The following is a 17174-nucleotide window of genomic DNA, read 5'->3' on the forward strand; positions in this document are numbered from 1 at the left end:
CCCCGCAAAAACGGTATTGGCCGTTAAAATACTGCGGGCCCGCGGAACCAATTGGTTCCGCGGGCCCGCAGTGAAAAGTGCGAAGAGTTACTTGACAGTAACGGTTGCGCCGGCTGCCTCGAGGGCTTCCTTTGCCTTCTCTGCAGCTTCCTTGGTTGCGCCTTCGAGGACGGCCTTCGGAGCCGAGTCAACGACCTCCTTGGCTTCCTTCAGACCCAGCGAAGTCAAGGCACGAACTTCCTTGATGACTGCAATCTTCTTGTCGCCAGCCGACTCGAGGATAACGTCGAATTCGGTCTGCTCTTCGGCCTCAACGGCACCAGCGGCCGGGCCAGCAACTGCAACAGCTGCTGCGGTGACCTCGAAGGTCTCCTCGAAGGTCTTTACGAACTCGGAGAGCTCGATGATGGTCATTTCCTTGAAGGCTTCCAAAAGCTCTTCGGTGGACAGCTTCGCCATGATGGGCGTCCTTTCCGTTGGCGGCACTTGCGTGCCACAAGTTACATGTGTGAGGGGGTGAAGAAAGCTTAGGCTTCTTCGGTGGCGGCTTCGGCAGCAGGTGCCTCGGCCTCGGCAGGTGCTTCAGCAGCGCCACCGTTTGCTTCTTCGAGCTTTGCGCGCAGTGCTTCGATGGTGCGGGCCGCGGCAGAAGCCGGAGCCTTCAGTACACCAGCAACACGTGCAAGCTGGAACTCACGCGACTCAAGTGCTGCCAGAGCGGCAACCTCGGTTGCGTCAAGGGCCTTGCCCTCGAAGTAACCGGTCTTGATGATGAGCTGCTTGTTTTCCTTAGCAAAATCCGTGAGGCTCTTAGCGGCAGCAACTGCATCGCCCTTAATAAAGGCGATTGCAGTCGGGCCAGCAAGCTGGCCTTCGAATGCATCGATGCCGGCTTCCTTTGCTGCGATACCAGTCAAGGTGTTCTTCACAACCGCGTACTTGGTCTCCTGACCAAGTGAGCGGCGAAGCTGCTTGAGCTGCGCAACAGTAAGCCCACGGTATTCGGTCAGGACAGCGGCGGTCGACTCCTTGAAGTCGGCGGTGATTTCCTCTACTGCGGAAACCTTAGTCGGCGTTGCCATAACACTCCTTCCGGGGTATAGATCTGATACCAGTCGATCTGACCCGGCCAGGAGTACTGACATAAAAAACGCCCCATGCAGGATGCACGGGGCGGAAAGAACGCACTAAAAATGCGGAAAATTCACTTCGTTCACCTGCGCAGGTCGTCCTTTGTGGGACTTTCGGAGCCTCACTACATAAGCAGCTAATCTCGACCGACGGTCTTCGGTATTACAAGCCTAACAGCGCCGCAACGGAAGAACCAAATCGAGGCATCTCCCGCCCATTCAGCACCTTGCCCGGCAGGCAACACCCGCACTGGAGGGAGCTAGCGCGGCACGCACGCCCGGCACACGGTGGAGCAGCGCTGCCCTGCGGGTTCCCCGCACCATCCCAATGCCTCAAGAACACAAACCACGCCATCCCTGCAACACGATGTCCCCAGGCGGAAACAACATTGCCACTCAAGGTTCGCGGGGACCTGCCCCGAGAGCCGCAGCCTTGCCAGCGGTTTTTAAAAAGAGCAAAACCCCGGTTCCGTAACTTGGGGGATAACGGAAGCGGGGTTCTGCGGAAGCGGCAATGCAACTTGGGGGAACGCATTGCCGCACTAAGTGTTTACGACGGGGCTTGGGGTCTCCGTCAAAAACACTGGTGATTAGATCACCGGTCACAACTAGGTTGCAACGAAATAAGCCTATCAGCAATGCTTTCGGACACAAGGTGTTGGGGTAGCCAAAATTGACAGATCGGGCCTTGCCTGACAGGCAAAGAAAATTGACAGGTCATCTTTTTTTGCGACAAGACCCCAAGTCAGCATGTGGATGGCCGGAATCCTGCATCCTACGGAATGCGTGTTCGAAGTCTCACTTGGTTGATCAATTCGATTCCCTAAAGGGGAAATATTATGCCGTCAAATCGTTCGGCAAGCCGTGCATTGTCAAGTGTTGGCTAAGTCCGTCCAGGACTTTGCGCCGCGTCGTTGCTGCGGGTGCCGAGGGCTTGCATTCCAAGATCAGGTCCAGGCCCAGGGAGACCACCTCCGCGATGCCCGGCAAGAGCAGTCCAATCCCGCAGTTGTTGACATCGGGCTGTGGGTTGCGCCCATCACCACGACTGGAAAATGGCCTCCAACGGGCCGCTCATTTACCGTGGCAAGCGCACATTCGGCGGCGCAGGGCCGCCCCTGCGGGAGAAATATCGTAGAGAACACGAAGGCAGGTACGTGGATAGTCGCTAAAGATGAAGAATCCCCAACCATCACCACATACCGGAACGTTGTCTGCCATGTCACGGGAACCCGAACCGCCCCATCGATTTGGGGATGAACGGTCGTTGACCGCCATGCGCGCCGGCGATTCACTCGTGGTGAATCACACCACTGTCACCATCACTGCCATCAACAAATGTGCTTGGAGAAACCCGCTTGAGGCCGTCCGACACCGGCCAGCATGCGGCATTGGCGGTGCAGCGTCGATTCTTGCCAAAGCCGGCGGCCAATCATAGTCAAAATTGGTGCTGTCCGCGTAGCCAGCGCCGAAGGAACCGCCATGTCCCTGCTGGCGGGTCTCAACCATCCGGTGGGTGTCCGATGCGGGGTCAACGACACGTTCTAGTCTCACATGACCGGGCAGATCGATCCACCACCAGCCACCCGGCCCCGGCACGTCGTTCTGGTGACTGAAGATCTGCGGGTTGGCCATCGATATGGCGGGGATCGGCGAAAAGCCTGCGATCCGGTTGGGGTCGCATTCCTTGATGGTGTTCCATGCGCCAAGGAGGCCATTTCCACGGCCTTCTCGCAGCCGGAGCGCACCAGTCCACCCTTGCCGCGGGTAGGTCGGCATCAGGCCAGGGTCCCCGTGCTGAAGGCAATCGCGTCGAAGTCCGGCACGGGCCCTTCCATCCGCGCCTTGCCCGCTTGCAATTCGAGCAGCACGCCTCGCACGTAGCCAGAGGGCGCCCACGTGGGTGAGCGGATAAACCAGGAACTAGCGGCCCGCGGATGCTCCGTGAGGCCGCAGTTCGGGCCTGTCTGCCCCGCCACGGAAAGTTGGACTGCCATGAGTCCCGGGTGATGATGCCAGCCGTGCTCTTCAACGTCCAGGAACTATCCCTGTGCCGTTCACGCCGGGGTGCAACGGCCGCCCCGGTCGTGCTTCCACCGCTCGCGGGAAGTTTCCCGGCGTGTAAGGAACCTTCCGACGCTCGACGGCGCGCAGTGGGGTGGAGAATCGTTGGCCGGGTTGCCCTGTAGCGGTCACAAAAAACCGCAGGCCCGGATCCCCCGCAAAGGGGATCCGGGCCTGCGGTGAAGTTGAAGCGCTATTTAGGCTTCGGTAACCACGCGGGTCACGTTCGAGTCAACGGCAATGCCGGGACCGAAGGTGGTTGCAATGGTTGCCTTCGAGATGTAGCGGCCCTTGGAGGAAGAAGGCTTCAAACGAAGAACCTCGTCCAGTGCTGCTGCGTAGTTCTCGGTCAGCTTCTGGGCATCGAAGGAAACCTTGCCGATGATGAAGTGCAGGTTCGAGTGCTTGTCGACGCGGAAGTCGATCTTGCCACCCTTGATGTCGTTGACAGCCTTGGCGACGTCCATGGTCACGGTGCCGGTCTTCGGGTTCGGCATCAGGTTACGGGGACCCAAGACCTTACCCAAACGGCCAACCTTGCCCATGAGGTCAGGGGTAGCAACTGCTGCGTCGAAGTCGGTCCAGCCGCCGGCGATCTTGGCGATCAGGTCGTCCGAGCCAACGAAGTCGGCGCCGGCTGCGATTGCAGCTTCAGCCTTGTCACCGTTTGCGAAAACGAGGACGCGGGCGGTCTTACCGGTGCCGTGCGGCAGGATAACGGTGCCGCGGACCATCTGGTCAGCCTTGCGAGGGTCAACGCCCAAGCGGAAAGCAACCTCAACGGTCTCGTCAGCCTTCGAGGAAGCGATTTCCTTGGCCAAGGCGATTGCCTCGGTCGGTGCGTAAACCTTGTCGGCTTCGATCTTAGCCGCGGCGGCTACGTATGCTTTGCTGCGCTTTGCCATCTGCTTTTTCTCCTTATGCAGTCGTGGTCATGTATGGGTCGCGCGCGACCCTGCCACTTGCGATCGGGTGTCCACCAAATGATGAAAATATCCCGGTCGTCTTGTTTGTTATGGGGGTGCGTTTCCGGTTGAACCGGGCGCGCGGGGTGTAGCGGGGGCTAATTAGCCAGCTACGGTGATGCCCATGGAACGGGCGGTGCCGGCGATGATCAGGGCAGCAGCCTTGATGTCGTTGGCGTTGAGATCTTCCATCTTGGCGGTGGCGATCTCTTCAACCTGAGCCTGGGTCAGGTTTGCAACCTTGACGGTGTGCGGGGTAGCGGAACCCTTGGCAACGCCTGCAGCCTTCTTGATGAGCTCGGCTGCCGGAGGAGTCTTGGTGATGAAGGTGAAGGAACGGTCTTCGTAGACAGTAATTTCAACCGGAATCACGTTACCGCGCTGCGACTCAGTCGCTGCGTTGTAAGCCTTGCAGAATTCCATGATGTTGACGCCGTGCTGACCAAGCGCCGGGCCGATCGGAGGTGCCGGGTTGGCGGCGCCTGCCTGGATCTGCAGCTTGATGAGTCCGGTGACCTTTTTCTTGGGGGCCATGTCGGGTCCTTCTTCTTTTGCGTTGCCCCGTTGCACAGGAGCGTGCCTCGGGGGGTTGACCGCCGTGGCGCGGCGGCCGAGTCATGCCGTTTTCCCGGTAAAGCAAACCGGGAAAGGCACGAAGACTAGATGTTACTGGATTTTGGTGACCTGGCTGAACGACAGGGTAACCGGGGTTTCGCGCTCGAAGATCGAAACCAGCACCACGAGGGTGGAGGATTCCAGCTTGATCTCGCTGATCGTTGCCGGCAGGGTCTCGAACGGACCGTCGTTGACGATAACCGATTCGCCAACCTCGAAGTCAACGGTGACCTCGGTGATCGGGGCGCGGCCCGGCTTCATGCTGGCTGCTTCTTCTTCGCTGACGATCGTATGCTCGAGCATCGAGAAGACTTCCTCGAGGCGCAGCGGGTCCGGGTTGTGGGCGTTGCCAACGAAGCCGGTGACACCGGGGGTGTGACGAACGGCACCCCAGGAGGCATCGGTCAATTCCATGCGGACCAGGACGTAGCCGGGGATGCGAACACGACGCACGATCTTGCGCGTGGTGTTCTTGATCTCCACGACCTCTTCCACCGGGACCTGGATTTCATAAATGAATTCTTCCATGCCCAGAGTCTGGATGCGGGTTTCGAGGTTCACCTTGACGCGGTTTTCGTAACCTGCGTAGGAGTGGATGACGTACCAGTCACCGGGCTGACGACGCAGCTTGGTGCGGAATTCTTCGATGGGATCGACGGCCGGGGTTTCCGCGGCTGCTGCATCTTCAGGAGCCTGCTCGGCGTCCTCGGAAACGACGGAATCGGTCGACACCTCTTCGGTATCGACCTCTGCTGCCTGACCCTCAAGTTCTTCGATGGCCTGCGGTTCGAGTTCCTGATCGGACACTGCGGTTCCTGCTTTCTGTTACTGGTTCACCAGAAATATGGGGCGAATCGTCTCGGCTTACTTTTCGGCCGGGTTGGTGAAGAGCCAAATAGATCCGTTGCCGAACACGAAGTCCAGGGCGGAAATGATGACCATCATCAACACGACGAAGCCGATGACCACTAGCGTGTAGTTCACCAGTTCGCTGCGAGTCGGCGTAACGACCTTCTTCAGCTCAGAAATCATCTGGCGGAAGAACAGGGCAATTCCAGCGAAGAAACCTGCCTTGGCCGGCTTCTTGTTGCGCCCTGCGCCGTGCGAATCGCTCGCAGTCGTTTCAGTCACCGGTTCCTCGTTTCAGATTATGCCAATTGAAACAATCACGGTGTGCCGCAGTCGTATCGACCACGACACACCGTGACGTGAATTTCGCCGAGCAATCCAGAATGATTGCTACTGCGCAGGGCAGACAGGACTCGAACCTGCAACCTGCGGTTTTGGAGACCGCTGCGCTACCAATTGCGCCACTACCCTTCGAGTTCAGAACTCGTTCGGCCACTCAAGCCGCTAGCAACTTGGGTGATCTAGATGTTTTCCAACACCGAGGATCAAGTTTACGCATGGAATGGGTCGATTGTCGAACTGAGAACCACTTCCCCGTGTTTTCAAGGGTTTTCGGGCCTCCCTGTTAGGTTTATTGACATGCCTTCTTCCAAAACGGGGTCCATTCGCTACGAGCGCGCCAGTGCGTTGATTCTCTTGGTCTTTGCCGGAGGCTCGATCCTCGATGCGATTTTCGGCATTGCGCACCTTGCCGGGTCGTTCGGCTTCTGGCCCATCCAGTTCATGGCCGCAGCCATCCCTCTGCTCATCGCCACGGGCACGTGGGTTGCCCTGCGGAATCAGAAGGAACTTTCCGGAGCCTGCTTCATCATGTTCGCAGTGGCGTTCCCTGTCTGGTTCGTGGAGATCGCTTCCGTCATTCCGGTCAGCTGGTATCTGGGGGCCGGGCTGGTCATGTGGTCGATGAGGCTGGGCCAGAACCTGCTCATGTGGGTTGGCACCAGCCTGCTGGTGCTGGCGGCGGGCGCACAGTTCCACCTGATCAATTACACCGGGGCAATGTACCTGCCGTTTGTCATCACGGTCCCCGTCTTCCTGTGCGTGGCCGCGTACTTCCAGTGGCACCAGGTTCGTGCCCAAGCCCAGGAAATCGACCTGGATGCGCAGGAAAAAGCCGAGCTGCACCTCAAGCGCTACGGCCGGCTGCCCAACGAGTAGTCCCCTCCCCCGCGCGAGGTGCATGAAACGCCTGCGGGGAACCGCGTGTCGCATTGGGTGAATTAGTAGTTCCAACAGGCTTGGCGCACTAAGCTGAAATCACACACCCCCAAATCACCTCCCCTTCCAGGAAGCGACGACATGTCACGCATTTCCCGACGTATCGGGTCCATCGCAGAATCCGCAACTTTGGCCGTAGACGCAAAGGCCAAGGCCCTGAAAGCCGCCGGACGCCCGGTCATCGGCTTCGGCGCAGGCGAACCGGATTTCGCCACCCCCGACTACATCGTTGAAGCAGCAATCGCAGCGGCACGCAATCCCCAGTACCACCGCTACTCCCCCGCAGCCGGCCTGCCGGAACTGCGCGCAGCGATCGCGGAAAAGACAATGCGCGACTCCGGCTACAAGCTGGATGCGTCCCAGGTGCTTGTCACCAACGGCGGCAAGCAGGCCGTGTACAACGCCTTTGCCACGTTGCTGGATCCGGGAGACGAAGTCATCCTCCCGTCCCCGTACTGGACCACTTACCCCGAAGCCATACGCTTGGCCGGCGGCGTCCCGGTAGAAGTCTTTGCCGGCCCCGAGCAGGGCTACAAGGTCACCATCGACCAGCTCGAAGCTGCGGTGACCGAGAAGACCAAGGTGTTGCTCTTCGTGTCCCCGTCGAACCCGACAGGCGCCGTGTACTCCCCGGAACAGGTTGCCGAAGTGGGCCGCTGGGCCGCGTCGAAGGACCTGTGGGTCATCACCGACGAAATCTACGAACACCTCACCTACGACGACGCGGTGTTCACCTCGATCGCCACCGCCGCCCCGGAACTTGGCGACAAGGTCATCATCCTCAATGGTGTGGCCAAGACCTATGCCATGACCGGTTGGCGCGTGGGATGGATGGCGGGCCCGCTGGATGTCATCAAGGCCGCAACCAACCTGCAGTCGCACGCCACCTCAAACGTCTCGAACGTCTCGCAGATCGCGGCCCTGGCCGCAGTTTCCGGCCCGCTGGATGCCGTCGCAGAAATGCGCACCGCGTTTGACCGCCGCCGCAAGGCCATGGTTTCGGCATTGAACGCCATCGACGGCGTGAACTGCCCGACCCCGGAGGGTGCGTTCTACGCGTACTCGGATGTCCGTGGCCTGCTCGGCCGCGAAATCCGCGGCATTGTCCCGGCCACCTCGGCCGAGCTTGCCGCACTGATCCTTGAGCAGGCAGAGGTTGCAGTGGTCCCGGGCGAGGCCTTCGGCCCCTCGGGCTACATCCGCATGTCCTACGCCCTGGGCGATGAGGACCTGGCCGAGGGCGTCGGCCGCCTGGCGGCACTGCTGGGCGAAGCGAAGTAAGCAGGTTCTGGACAAACGATCGTGGCCGGCAATCTCCTCACGGAGGTTGCCGGCCACGATCGTTTTCCGGGCATTGGCGGCCCGTGACGGCCGGGCCGACCCCCGGCGAGGGTGCTAGAGAATCCGCCTGTCCACTGCCCAACGGGTCAATTCGTGGCGGTTGGAGAGCTGCAGCTTGCGCAACACGCTCGAGACGTGGGTTTCAACCGTCTTGACGGAGATGAAAAGGTCCTTGGCCACTTCTTTGTAGCTGTAGCCCCGGGCGATCAGCCTCATCACCTCGAGTTCGCGGGCGCTGAGAAGGTCAAGTTCCTCATCGGCGCTGATGGCCGCCTGGGTGCCGAACGCGTCCAGCACGAACCCCGCAAGCCGCGGGGAAAAAACGGCGTCCCCGCCAGCGACCCTTTCCACTGCATCGGAGATTTCCCGGCCGGAGATCGACTTGGTGACATAGCCGCGCGCACCGGCCCGGATGACCGTGACAACGTCCTCGGCGGCATCCGAAACGCTCAGGGCCAGGAACTTCACGCTGGAGAACATGTCGGCGCAGCCTGCCAGCACCTCGGCACCTCCCCCGCCGCGGCCACCCGGCAGGTGCACGTCCAGCAACACCACTGCCGGTGCGTGTTGGTGCACGGCGGCGATCGCCTCCGCGACGGTGGCGGCCTCCGCGACCACGCGGATGCGTTGGTCAAGGTCTGCCTTCAGTCCCGAACGGAAGATGGCGTGGTCATCGACCACCACCACGTCAATGGGTGTGAATGCCTGGTCAGTCATCATCGTCCTTAGTTTCTTCATTCATCGTCAGGTGTACCTCGGTGCCGTCGCCGGAGCTGCGGATGCTTGCGCTCCCGCCGTTGCGTTCCATACGCCCGATGATCGACTCGCGCACGCCGTGGCGGTCATCGGAGACCTGGTCCACCTCGAACCCGTCCCCGCGGTCGCGCACAAAGACTTCCGCCCGGCCGGGGCTTGCCTCGACGTAGACGGAGATGGTTCCGCCCGCGTGCTTCGCCGCGTTGGTCATGGCTTCGCGGGTGGCCTGGAGCAGCGCGTCGTGGCCGCCCAGTCCGCTGCATTCCCCCACGGCAACCACGTTGATGGAGACCAGGTAGAGTTCTTCGACTTCGGCGGCTTCCCGGCGGATGGCCTCGGTGATTTCACCTTCCTCCGGCTCCTGGGTGTTGTAGAGCCACTGGCGCAATTCGCGTTCCTGGGCACGGGCCAGGGTGAGCACCTGCGCGGGGTCCTGGGAGCGCTTTTGGATCAGTGCGAGGGTTTGCAGCACCGAGTCGTGCAGGTGCGCCGCTATGTCCGCGCGTTCGGCGGCGCGCACCCGGTTGGAGCGTTCGGAGACGTAGTTGCGCCAGAAGCGCAGTCCCCACGGGAGCAGCACCAGGGCCAGGCCCGCGATCACCGCCACCGCAACGGCCAGCCCGGAGAGCAGCTCGCGCAGTCCGACAATGCCGCTGAGGAACAACAGCAGCCCGGTGACCACCAATGCCACACCGAAGATGAGACGGATGAGGGCGCCCGTGCTCAGTGTCCCGGTGTTCCTGCGCAATCCCGCGCGGCCCTCGTCATCCAATTGCAGCCAGGCCAGGATCGCGCCGGCGACCACCACCAGAATGGGCCAGAGCCTGTCAAGGCGCAGTTCGGCCCCGAGCATCTGGGCGGAAACCAATCCAGCCATGACCAGCAGTCCGGCGCCGATGAGTACCTGGCGCATCGAATGCTGGCGCTGCTCGCTGGCCGGGTCTTCGGCTTCCGGCGGCAGTTGTTTGTTCAATTCCTCGGCCAGGCCGAACCTGCGGGTTCCTTCGCGGCGTTCGGCCTCGCGCTGGACGTCGGTGGCGCTTGGAAGGAAAATCCACAGCCAGGCATAAAGGATGATGCCGGCTCCGGCCAGGCCCGCAGCAAGCACGAAGCCGATGCGGATCCACAGCGCCTGGACGCCAAGGTGCACGGCCAGGCCGGAACACACCCCGGCCAGCACGCGGGGTTGGCCGCGGACCAGTTCGGGGCGTTCGAGCGTTGTGTTCATGCCTCAATACAAGCACGTCCGGGATCGGTGAAGGGGAATTCCCGGCCGCTTCGGGGGTATCTTCAGGGTTCAATCAGGGGCGACCCTCATAGCGTGCACTCCGCGGGCACGGAAAGATTGTTGTTATGAATGAAGCACCAGTCGAACACGGTTTTTTCCGTTGGGTCAGAGAATTGGAGGTGCGCCGCGGTAGCGATCACTGGATCGGCGGCGTGGCATCCGGTCTGGCCGAACGCTTTGGCCTGGCCCCCATCCTTGTCCGCGGCATCTTTGTGGCGCTCGCCTTCCTGGCGGGCTTGGGCCTGTTGGTTTACGGGCTTGCCTGGGCGTTGCTGCCCGGGCCCGACGGCCGCATCGAGGCCCAGGAGACCGCGGCCGGCCGCTGGAGCACCTCAATGACCTGGGCGCTGCTCTTCTTTGTCGGTGGCGCCATCGGTTTCCCGTGGTTCGTCAGCTGGTGGGACGGCGGGTTCTGGACCTTTGCGGTGATTGCGGCGATCCTCTTTGTCATCTTCTCTCGTCGCGGTCGCTTTGATGACCGCCGGCAGGACACCAGCCCTGCGCCCGAAGGTGCACCCGCGGCAGGTCCATGGATGGCGCAGTACCCCTCCTCCAAGGATCCAAGCTGGTCCGACGGTCCCGGGACACCGGGTACGCCCGCAACGTTCGGGTCCTTTGCCTCGGCGGCCGGCACCGACAGCGGTTCACAGGTGGCCCCTGCAGCTTCGGGACCAGATGCCCGGAACGAACCCGACGCCGAGACCGCACCGGCCGACTCTGACTCTGGCTCTGACTCTGGCTCCGGCTCCGGCTCCGGCTCCGGCTCCGGTTCCGGCTCCGACCTCACGGTCCCAGTCAGCTTGGAGAAAACCAACGGCCCAGCTGACGCGGAAGGTGTTGAAACAACAACCATGGACAACACCCCCGCCGCAGCCTCCGGCGACTCCACAGACACCCCCACCACGAGGTTCCAGCCCTTGGACCAGGAGCGAACCATGCCATTCCCCGCAACCACGCCGTCCGAAAACCCCAGGATTGATGCTGTGCTTCCACCGCTGGACCCGGCGCAGCCCGGCACCGGGCACGCGGCCGGCGGTGGATTCACCCCGCCGCCGTACACCCCGCCGACGGCAACGCGCGCACCCAAGGCCCCGCGCCTCCGCGCCATTCCCGGCTACGCCGCAACCATCGTGCTTGGCCTGGCGGTGCTGGTCTTCGCGCTGATCGTGGGGCTTAACGAACTTGGCTGGCTCGACCTGCCAACCAGCTCCGTGGCCATCGGCTTTGCCGCGGCACTCGTTGTCATTGCCCTGGGCATGATCGGCGCGGCCCTGAACCAACGCACCGGCGGGGCCCTGGTCGGCTTCGGCATCGCGGCCCTGGTGTGCTCGCTCGTGTGGAGCGGCGGTGCGCTGCGCATGGCCGAGGTCAACATGTTCAGCAGCGGCATCAGCACCACTGACGAGGGCAGCAGTACCAACGTCTTCCACTCCGGGGAGATGGACCTGCGCCACTATTCGACGATCACCCAGGACACCGAGGTGTCGATCGACAACGTTTTCTCCTCCGTGAAGCTGATAGTGCCCGACAATATCCCGGTTGTCCTCGAGTTCAGCGGCGCCTTCACCTCGCTGAACGTCAACGGTGCGGACACCACAAGCACCGGCGGTAGCACCAGGCTCAACCCCGCGGCGACGGGCCCAACCCTACGAATCGACCTTGACGGCGCCTTCAACAGCGTCGAGGTCAGCGTCCAGAAAGCAGAGGTGGCACCATGAGCCAGCCGTTCCCGCAGCACGAGGCCGAGCTCCAGGCCCCGTCGAAGTTCCCCACCGGAACCCTGGTCTTCGGCCTGATCCTGCTGGTGGTCGGCGTGCTCCTGCTCGCCGGGTTGCTCTTCGGAATCCAGCTCAATGGCCCGCTGCTGTTCATCGGGCTGCTCGGAGGTGCAGGGTTGATCCTGATCATCTCCGGGATCGTCGCGGCACGCCGCACCCGGTAGCCGCAGCTTTCCGCGGATTCGTCCAACGCCACGCTTCATCCACGCCCAGGCCCCGTTCGGGCCCACAACATGAAAGACTTGCCGACATGGACTCCTTCTTCAATTCCCTTCGCTCCATCCCTTTCCGCCGCGGACCCAAGCGCCTTGTAGCCGGCGTCGCCGGCGGCATCGCCGACAAATTCGGCTGGGACGTCACGCTGGTACGCATCGGGCTGCTGCTCAGCTTCCTGCTGCCGGTCCTGGGCATTCCCCTCTATCTGGTGGCCTGGCTGCTGATCCCGGCACAGGATGACTCGATCGCGCTGCAGAAGATCATCCGCTCCTTCAGCAAGTAGGCAGCTCCCCCGGGTAGCCTCCGGGGCCAGCCCCGGCCACGCCGCTTTCACCCCGCAGTTCCCCGCCCGCTCCTGCTGTTGGGAACTACTGCGGCGTGCGGGTCGGGGTGGCCGGGGTCTCGGCGTTGCCGTGCAACCGGCGGCACGTCGCCACGCCCGTGCCGCCACCGGCAAAGCCACGTAGCACTGGGGCCGCGTGTTGGCCATCACACGCATCACTTGGCTAGACTGGTCATTGTCGAGCTCAGCGTCGCGCTCCAACCAGACCCCCGACCGTTTTCGGTCGGGCAAAGAGCACCGACAAAGAATTGAGTTTGCATGCGCATCGGGATCCTGACCAGCGGCGGAGACTGCCCGGGACTGAACGCGGTCATCCGCGGGGCCGTCCTGAACGGCATCAAGAGCTACGGGCACGAGTTCGTCGGTTTCCGTGACGGCTGGCGCGGCGTGACGGACGGCGATTTCATCGACCTCCCCCGCGAGGCGGTGCGCGGCATCTCCAAGCAGGGCGGCACCATCATCGGCACCTCGCGCACCAACGCGTTCGAGGGCGAAAACGGCGGCCCGGACAACATCAAGGCCACGCTGAAGCGCATCGGCGTCGACGCGATCATCGCCATCGGCGGCGAGGGCACCCTGGCCGGGGCCAAGCGGCTGACCGACGCGGGCCTGAAGATCGTCGGCGTCCCCAAGACCATCGACAACGACCTCGACGCCACCGACTACACCTTCGGCTTCGACACCGCCAACCAGATCGCTGTGGAGGCCATCGACCGCCTGCGCACCACCGGCGAATCCCACCACCGCTGCATGATCGCCGAGGTCATGGGCCGCCACGTGGGCTGGATCGCCCTGCACGCCGGCGTGGCCACCGGCGCGCACGCCATCCTGATCCCCGAGCAGTCCACCACCATGGAACAGATCTACACCTGGGTGCGCGAGGCGCACGACCGCGGGCGCGCCCCGCTGGTCGTCGTCGCCGAGGGCTTTGTGCCGGAGGGCGCCGACGCTGCCTTCTCCGACCGCGGGCTCGACGCCTTCGGCCGGCCGCGGCTGGGTGGCATCGGCGAGCAGCTGGCGCCGTTCATCGAGGCCGCCACCGGGATCGAAACCCGCGCCACGGTGCTCGGGCATATCCAGCGCGGCGGGGTTCCCAGCGCCTTCGACCGGGTGCTTGCCACCCGGCTGGGCATGGCGGCCGTCGACTCGGTGCACGACCAGGCCTGGGGCTCGATGGTCGCGTTGAGCGGCACCAAGCTCAACAGGGTCCCGTTCCAGGCCGCACTGAACAACCTCAAGCGCGTCCCGCAGGAACGCTACGACGAGGCACGGATCCTCTTCGGCTGACCTGCGGCCTCCGCGCACCCGGCGCCGCGTGTTTCCGCGCGGCGCCGGTGTCATTTTCTCCAATTGGTTCTTGACCCTTCTATAGCTGTCAATGCTCGGGTTGAGCTGGTTTTGCCGAGTTGAGGGTTCGGTAGATTTGACGTGCTAGGTAGCGCTTGATGCACCGTCGAATTTCCTTGTTGGTCTTGCCACCGGCTTGGCGCTTCTCGACATATCTCTTGGTGTCCGGATCGAAGGCCATGCGGCTCACCGCCACCATATGCAGCGCCCAGTTCAGCCTTCTATCGCCGCCCCGGTTAAGCCTGTACCGGACGGTGTTACCAGAGGAGGCCGGGATCGGGTTGGTCCCGGCCAGGCTTGCATACGCCGCCTCGGAGCGTACGCGTCCTTGGTGGGACCACGCGGTGAGGCAAATCGCTGCCGTGACCGGTCCAAAGCCCTTTTCTTCCAGCAGTGGGGCAGCTTCGCTGATTTGGACCAGTTCGGTGGTCTTGGTGGTATTGGTGCCGATATCCGTATCAAGTTCGGTGATCCGTTTAGCCAACCGCGTCGCTTCAGCGCGCGCGGTGGATATCTCCAAGGGCTCGTCACGCTCACGCCACCGCGACGCCTGAAGGATCTGTGCCCTCGTCAGGGGCTTGCGGGCATCCAGACCGAGACTGTTCACGCGCAGCAGGGCGGTCAATGCATTGACATCCCGGGTACGTTCACTGGTCATGGAATCACGTGCCGCGATGAGTACACGCAAAGCAGCGCGGACACCGGCATTCAGCCGTGGACGGCGCAATTGGCTGGTCTCCAGAGGTAGAACCGCAGCAGCGATCCGTTGTGCGTCAAGTTGGTCTGTTTTCCCCACGCCCCGGTTGGCCCGGGCGTTCATACGCGCTGCTTCGACCACCGGATATCCGGCGGCTGCGATTGTTCCGGCGAGGACGGCACCGTAGGAAGCTGCGCCCTCGATCGCCCATAGGGTGGCCATGTCGGCACCGGTACGCCTCGCTACCCAGGCAATGGATCTTTTGATGCCAGCAGCAGTTGTCGGGAAATCGCGGGTCTCGAGTACTGCAGCGGTGGCGGTGTTGATGATGGCATAGACATGGTTGCGGGCGTGAGTGTCTACACCCACGACAAATGGATAGGAATGCGCGACGATAGCCATGGCGGTCACGGCACCTTTCCTCTTGGCGGACATGTGGTCAGGCCGCTGCCGGCCGGTACCAGTCCGGATAGAGGTCACTTCGGAACATTCCTGTGACGAGCCACGCGCCTTAGGCGCGGACAACCTTCTTATCAGGTTACCGAGGTGGGCCGGGTAGGTACCGGCCGACCATCCCGCGAGAGGACAAGTCAACAACAAGGCGTCCAGTTGGAGCCAGGCAGGTCTAGAGTCACAACGTTGGGACAGAACAGCCGATACCCACTCTGCCAGCCAGTCCCGGACTAGCTACTAGTAATCCTCACAGGCAGGTCTGAAGATTCCGCATGAGTTGGAGCTGGTGCATGAAGACCGGCCGGATGCCCGCCCTGACCATCCCCGTCCGATCCTCGGGAAACCCGGCCCCGATGGGACAGCATCACCGGCTCATTGATTCTGCTCTACGCCCAACCGGTGAGCCGGATCGTCCGGCTCACCACCGACGACGTCCTCCACGACGGGGACCACACCCTGCTGCGCCTCGGTGAACCGCCGACTCCGGTTCCGGAGCCACTGGCCGGGCTACTGCGGGCATACCTCGAAGACAGGCCCAACATGACCACGGCCGCCAGCCCTGCCTCCCGCTGGCTCTTCCGGGGGCGCAGGGCCGGGCAACCCGTGGACCCGGGAAGCATCCGCGATCTGCCGCAGGAAATCGGGGTCCCGGCCCAGTCCGGCAGAACCGCAGCGATCCGACAGCTTGTCCTCCAGATGCCACCGGTGGCGGCCCAGGGCCTCGGTTACCACCACACCAGCACCACCAAGATTGCAGCAGAAGCCGGATCACCCTGAAGCGGATACACACCCGGCGACCACAGCCGATCACAACTCCCGCAACACCGGGCCATTCCCGACAGCGGCAAAGCCGGACACTCCCATCCACAGACTCATGATCAAATCCGAGGAATACAGACCACTTGATCAACGGTCCTTACCAGTCTCAGACCCCAGGTAGCGCTCGATGCTGACGGGGCAGTGGCCAAGCCCGCCACCCGGCCCCCGACCGCGGAAGTTGATGATCTGGCCGGTTCTCCCGCACCCGCAGGTACCGGTCTCGACGTCGCCCACGTCGTCGGTGAGGAGAAAACCGGGATAGCTGGTGTTGAGGGCGTCCAGTACGGCGATGGTGCCGGTCTCCCCCGGAGCGAGCTCCTTGCCGATCTGGTCAGGGTCCCGGATGGAGATGTAGCACCACGGCGGGACGTGCTTGCGATGCAGGTGGCATTCGACAGCGAGCATGTTCGATTCGATCATCCCGTACATGTCGCGCACGTTCCCCGGGCGCACGGCGAGCAGGTCGTGGCACCGCTCCCGAAAGCCTTCGGCAGGGATGGTCTCGGCCGTGTGCCGCTTCCAACCGCCGAGAGTGATGATCATGCTGTACGGGTCCAACCGCACATTGAAATTCTCCTGTTCGAGGAACCGGAGGAGCCGGCCGACGACGAACGGTGGACAGACGATGTGCCGGATCATGTGGCCCTTCCACCGGCGCAGTTGCTCCAGGGCCTCCCTGGCGTCGAATGCCTGGTCGGCTACGAGGTATGCGTGGTCGTCGAAGACGCTGTTCAGGATGTTGAAGTCCTTGAGCAGACCCATCTCCGAGACTTCGGGGTCCGACGGGTTCAAGAAAAGGCCCGCGCCCCCGGACAGGCTGAAGAACTCCCGGTAGGTTCCGATCAGGCCAACCAGCGCCCGGGTCACTGTCTCGCTGTTGCGGCGGGCAAGGGACGGGGCACCGCGGGTTCCGCTGGAGCTGGTCTCGGTCTCAACGTCGGCCAGGGAGCAGGTGAGCAGCACCTGCGCGTCGGGACGCTTAAACATGCCGATCGGCAACAGGGGCAGGTCTTGCAGGTCGTTGATGTCGTTGATCGCGGCGGGATCGACTCCCAACGCGTCACACTGGGCACGGTAGAAGCCGTTTCCGGCCTGGTGGTAGATGGCGGCGTCCCGCAGGACGTCGGTGACCGATCTTGCCCAGTCGTCAGGGGACTGGAAGTGTGCCTTGGACACATTCCCCAGCATCTGTGATAGCGAGAGCATTGTGTCACTCCTCGGTGGGTGCGAATTGA

At 62.7% G+C, this 17174-nt stretch carries 19 protein-coding genes and 1 tRNA gene; 7 read left to right on the forward strand and 13 right to left on the reverse strand.

The window, feature by feature from the left end; all coding sequences use genetic code 11:
* Positions 1–87: 87 nt before the first annotated feature.
* The 9 genes from rplL to JOF47_RS12015 form a co-directional block, all read right to left on the reverse strand.
* Positions 88–459: a 50S ribosomal protein L7/L12 gene (rplL, locus tag JOF47_RS11975; RefSeq protein ID WP_209998491.1), complete on the reverse strand. Its 372-nt coding sequence runs from the start codon at positions 457–459 to the stop codon at positions 88–90.
* Positions 460–527: 68 nt separating this feature from the next.
* A complete protein-coding gene (rplJ, locus tag JOF47_RS11980) occupies positions 528–1082 on the reverse strand; it encodes a 50S ribosomal protein L10 (RefSeq protein ID WP_209998494.1) in 555 nt (184 codons plus the stop codon).
* A gap of 1353 nt (positions 1083–2435) precedes the next feature.
* Complete coding sequence (locus JOF47_RS11985) at positions 2436–2909, reverse strand: hypothetical protein (RefSeq protein ID WP_209998502.1); 474 nt, start codon at positions 2907–2909, stop codon at positions 2436–2438.
* The gene (locus tag JOF47_RS11990; protein WP_209998504.1) at positions 2909–3127 is read right to left on the reverse strand and encodes a hypothetical protein; all 219 of its coding nucleotides are present in this window, start codon (positions 3125–3127) and stop codon (positions 2909–2911) included. Before JOF47_RS11990 ends, JOF47_RS11985 begins: the two co-directional genes overlap by 1 nt.
* 264 nt (positions 3128–3391) lie before the next feature.
* Complete coding sequence (rplA, locus tag JOF47_RS11995; protein ID WP_209998506.1) at positions 3392–4099, reverse strand: 50S ribosomal protein L1; 708 nt, start codon at positions 4097–4099, stop codon at positions 3392–3394.
* A gap of 162 nt (positions 4100–4261) precedes the next feature.
* Positions 4262–4693, reverse strand: coding sequence for a 50S ribosomal protein L11 (gene rplK, locus JOF47_RS12000; protein WP_209998508.1), 432 nt, complete (start codon positions 4691–4693; stop codon positions 4262–4264).
* A gap of 132 nt (positions 4694–4825) precedes the next feature.
* Positions 4826–5581, reverse strand: coding sequence for a transcription termination/antitermination protein NusG (nusG, locus tag JOF47_RS12005; RefSeq protein ID WP_209998510.1), 756 nt, complete (start codon positions 5579–5581; stop codon positions 4826–4828).
* A 57-nt stretch (positions 5582–5638) separates the two neighbouring features.
* A complete protein-coding gene (gene secE / locus JOF47_RS12010) occupies positions 5639–5905 on the reverse strand; it encodes a preprotein translocase subunit SecE (protein WP_209998512.1) in 267 nt (88 codons plus the stop codon).
* Positions 5906–6021: 116 nt separating this feature from the next.
* Positions 6022–6094, reverse strand: a tRNA-Trp gene (locus JOF47_RS12015).
* Between the two features lie 168 nt (positions 6095–6262).
* Here JOF47_RS12015 and JOF47_RS12020 point away from each other — a divergent pair.
* Complete coding sequence (locus JOF47_RS12020) at positions 6263–6841, forward strand: hypothetical protein (RefSeq protein ID WP_209998514.1); 579 nt, start codon at positions 6263–6265, stop codon at positions 6839–6841.
* Positions 6842–6982: 141 nt separating this feature from the next.
* On the forward strand, positions 6983–8182 hold the full coding sequence (locus tag JOF47_RS12025; RefSeq protein ID WP_209998517.1) for a pyridoxal phosphate-dependent aminotransferase: 1200 nt from the start codon (positions 6983–6985) through the stop codon (positions 8180–8182).
* A 114-nt stretch (positions 8183–8296) separates the two neighbouring features.
* On the opposite strand, the gene JOF47_RS12030 is transcribed toward JOF47_RS12025, so the two are convergent.
* The gene (locus JOF47_RS12030) at positions 8297–8962 is read right to left on the reverse strand and encodes a LuxR C-terminal-related transcriptional regulator (RefSeq protein ID WP_209998519.1); all 666 of its coding nucleotides are present in this window, start codon (positions 8960–8962) and stop codon (positions 8297–8299) included.
* Positions 8952–10226, reverse strand: a complete 1275-nt coding sequence (locus JOF47_RS12035; RefSeq protein WP_209998527.1) for an ATP-binding protein — start codon at positions 10224–10226, stop codon at positions 8952–8954. Before JOF47_RS12035 ends, JOF47_RS12030 begins: the two co-directional genes overlap by 11 nt.
* A gap of 125 nt (positions 10227–10351) precedes the next feature.
* Here JOF47_RS12035 and JOF47_RS12040 point away from each other — a divergent pair, with 125 nt between their 5' ends.
* The 4 genes from JOF47_RS12040 to JOF47_RS12055 all read left to right on the forward strand — a co-directional run bounded on the left by JOF47_RS12040 (position 10352) and on the right by JOF47_RS12055 (position 13910).
* Positions 10352–12004, forward strand: coding sequence for a PspC domain-containing protein (locus JOF47_RS12040; RefSeq protein WP_209998529.1), 1653 nt, complete (start codon positions 10352–10354; stop codon positions 12002–12004).
* On the forward strand, positions 12001–12228 hold the full coding sequence (locus tag JOF47_RS12045) for a hypothetical protein (RefSeq protein WP_209998538.1): 228 nt from the start codon (positions 12001–12003) through the stop codon (positions 12226–12228). Before JOF47_RS12040 ends, JOF47_RS12045 begins: the two co-directional genes overlap by 4 nt.
* 86 nt (positions 12229–12314) lie before the next feature.
* On the forward strand, positions 12315–12563 hold the full coding sequence (locus JOF47_RS12050; RefSeq protein WP_209998540.1) for a PspC domain-containing protein: 249 nt from the start codon (positions 12315–12317) through the stop codon (positions 12561–12563).
* Positions 12564–12881: 318 nt separating this feature from the next.
* Positions 12882–13910: a 6-phosphofructokinase gene (locus tag JOF47_RS12055; protein ID WP_209998549.1), complete on the forward strand. Its 1029-nt coding sequence runs from the start codon at positions 12882–12884 to the stop codon at positions 13908–13910.
* A gap of 88 nt (positions 13911–13998) precedes the next feature.
* Here the strand turns inward: JOF47_RS12055 and JOF47_RS12060 are convergent, their stop codons facing one another.
* Positions 13999–15069, reverse strand: coding sequence for an IS110 family RNA-guided transposase (locus JOF47_RS12060; protein WP_210001607.1), 1071 nt, complete (start codon positions 15067–15069; stop codon positions 13999–14001).
* A gap of 450 nt (positions 15070–15519) precedes the next feature.
* Between JOF47_RS12060 and JOF47_RS12065 the strand changes: the two genes are divergently transcribed.
* Positions 15520–15897 carry a CoA transferase family protein gene (locus JOF47_RS12065; RefSeq protein WP_209998551.1) on the forward strand — a complete coding sequence of 126 codons (378 nt, stop codon included), beginning with the start codon at positions 15520–15522 and terminating at the stop codon, positions 15895–15897.
* A 129-nt stretch (positions 15898–16026) separates the two neighbouring features.
* Here JOF47_RS12065 and JOF47_RS12070 read toward each other — a convergent pair whose 3' ends face one another.
* The gene (locus tag JOF47_RS12070; protein ID WP_209998553.1) at positions 16027–17145 is read right to left on the reverse strand and encodes a LuxE/PaaK family acyltransferase; all 1119 of its coding nucleotides are present in this window, start codon (positions 17143–17145) and stop codon (positions 16027–16029) included.
* Positions 17146–17174 lie beyond the last annotated feature (29 nt).

It is taken from the genome of Paeniglutamicibacter kerguelensis, assembly GCF_017876535.1.
Classification (GTDB): Bacteria; Actinomycetota; Actinomycetes; order Actinomycetales; family Micrococcaceae; genus Paeniglutamicibacter; species Paeniglutamicibacter kerguelensis.

Excerpts from the sequence above, each read along its gene's own strand:
- JOF47_RS12070 (WP_209998553.1), bottom strand. The coding sequence starts at position 17,145 with ATGCTCTCGCTATCACAGATGCTGGGGAATGTGTCCAAGGCACACTTC.
- JOF47_RS12055 (WP_209998549.1), top strand. The coding sequence starts at position 12,882 with ATGCGCATCGGGATCCTGACCAGCGGCGGAGACTGCCCGGGACTGAAC.
- rplJ (WP_209998494.1), bottom strand. The coding sequence starts at position 1,082 with ATGGCAACGCCGACTAAGGTTTCCGCAGTAGAGGAAATCACCGCCGAC.
- JOF47_RS12040 (WP_209998529.1), top strand. The coding sequence starts at position 10,352 with ATGAATGAAGCACCAGTCGAACACGGTTTTTTCCGTTGGGTCAGAGAA.
- JOF47_RS12060 (WP_210001607.1), bottom strand. The coding sequence starts at position 15,069 with ATGGCTATCGTCGCGCATTCCTATCCATTTGTCGTGGGTGTAGACACT.
- rplL (WP_209998491.1), bottom strand. The coding sequence starts at position 459 with ATGGCGAAGCTGTCCACCGAAGAGCTTTTGGAAGCCTTCAAGGAAATG.
- JOF47_RS11990 (WP_209998504.1), bottom strand. The coding sequence starts at position 3,127 with ATGGCAGTCCAACTTTCCGTGGCGGGGCAGACAGGCCCGAACTGCGGC.
- JOF47_RS12030 (WP_209998519.1), bottom strand. The coding sequence starts at position 8,962 with ATGATGACTGACCAGGCATTCACACCCATTGACGTGGTGGTGGTCGAT.
- JOF47_RS12045 (WP_209998538.1), top strand. The coding sequence starts at position 12,001 with ATGAGCCAGCCGTTCCCGCAGCACGAGGCCGAGCTCCAGGCCCCGTCG.
- rplA (WP_209998506.1), bottom strand. The coding sequence starts at position 4,099 with ATGGCAAAGCGCAGCAAAGCATACGTAGCCGCCGCGGCTAAGATCGAA.
- JOF47_RS12035 (WP_209998527.1), bottom strand. The coding sequence starts at position 10,226 with ATGAACACAACGCTCGAACGCCCCGAACTGGTCCGCGGCCAACCCCGC.
- JOF47_RS12050 (WP_209998540.1), top strand. The coding sequence starts at position 12,315 with ATGGACTCCTTCTTCAATTCCCTTCGCTCCATCCCTTTCCGCCGCGGA.
- rplK (WP_209998508.1), bottom strand. The coding sequence starts at position 4,693 with ATGGCCCCCAAGAAAAAGGTCACCGGACTCATCAAGCTGCAGATCCAG.
- JOF47_RS12020 (WP_209998514.1), top strand. The coding sequence starts at position 6,263 with ATGCCTTCTTCCAAAACGGGGTCCATTCGCTACGAGCGCGCCAGTGCG.
- JOF47_RS12025 (WP_209998517.1), top strand. The coding sequence starts at position 6,983 with ATGTCACGCATTTCCCGACGTATCGGGTCCATCGCAGAATCCGCAACT.
- JOF47_RS11985 (WP_209998502.1), bottom strand. The coding sequence starts at position 2,909 with ATGCCGACCTACCCGCGGCAAGGGTGGACTGGTGCGCTCCGGCTGCGA.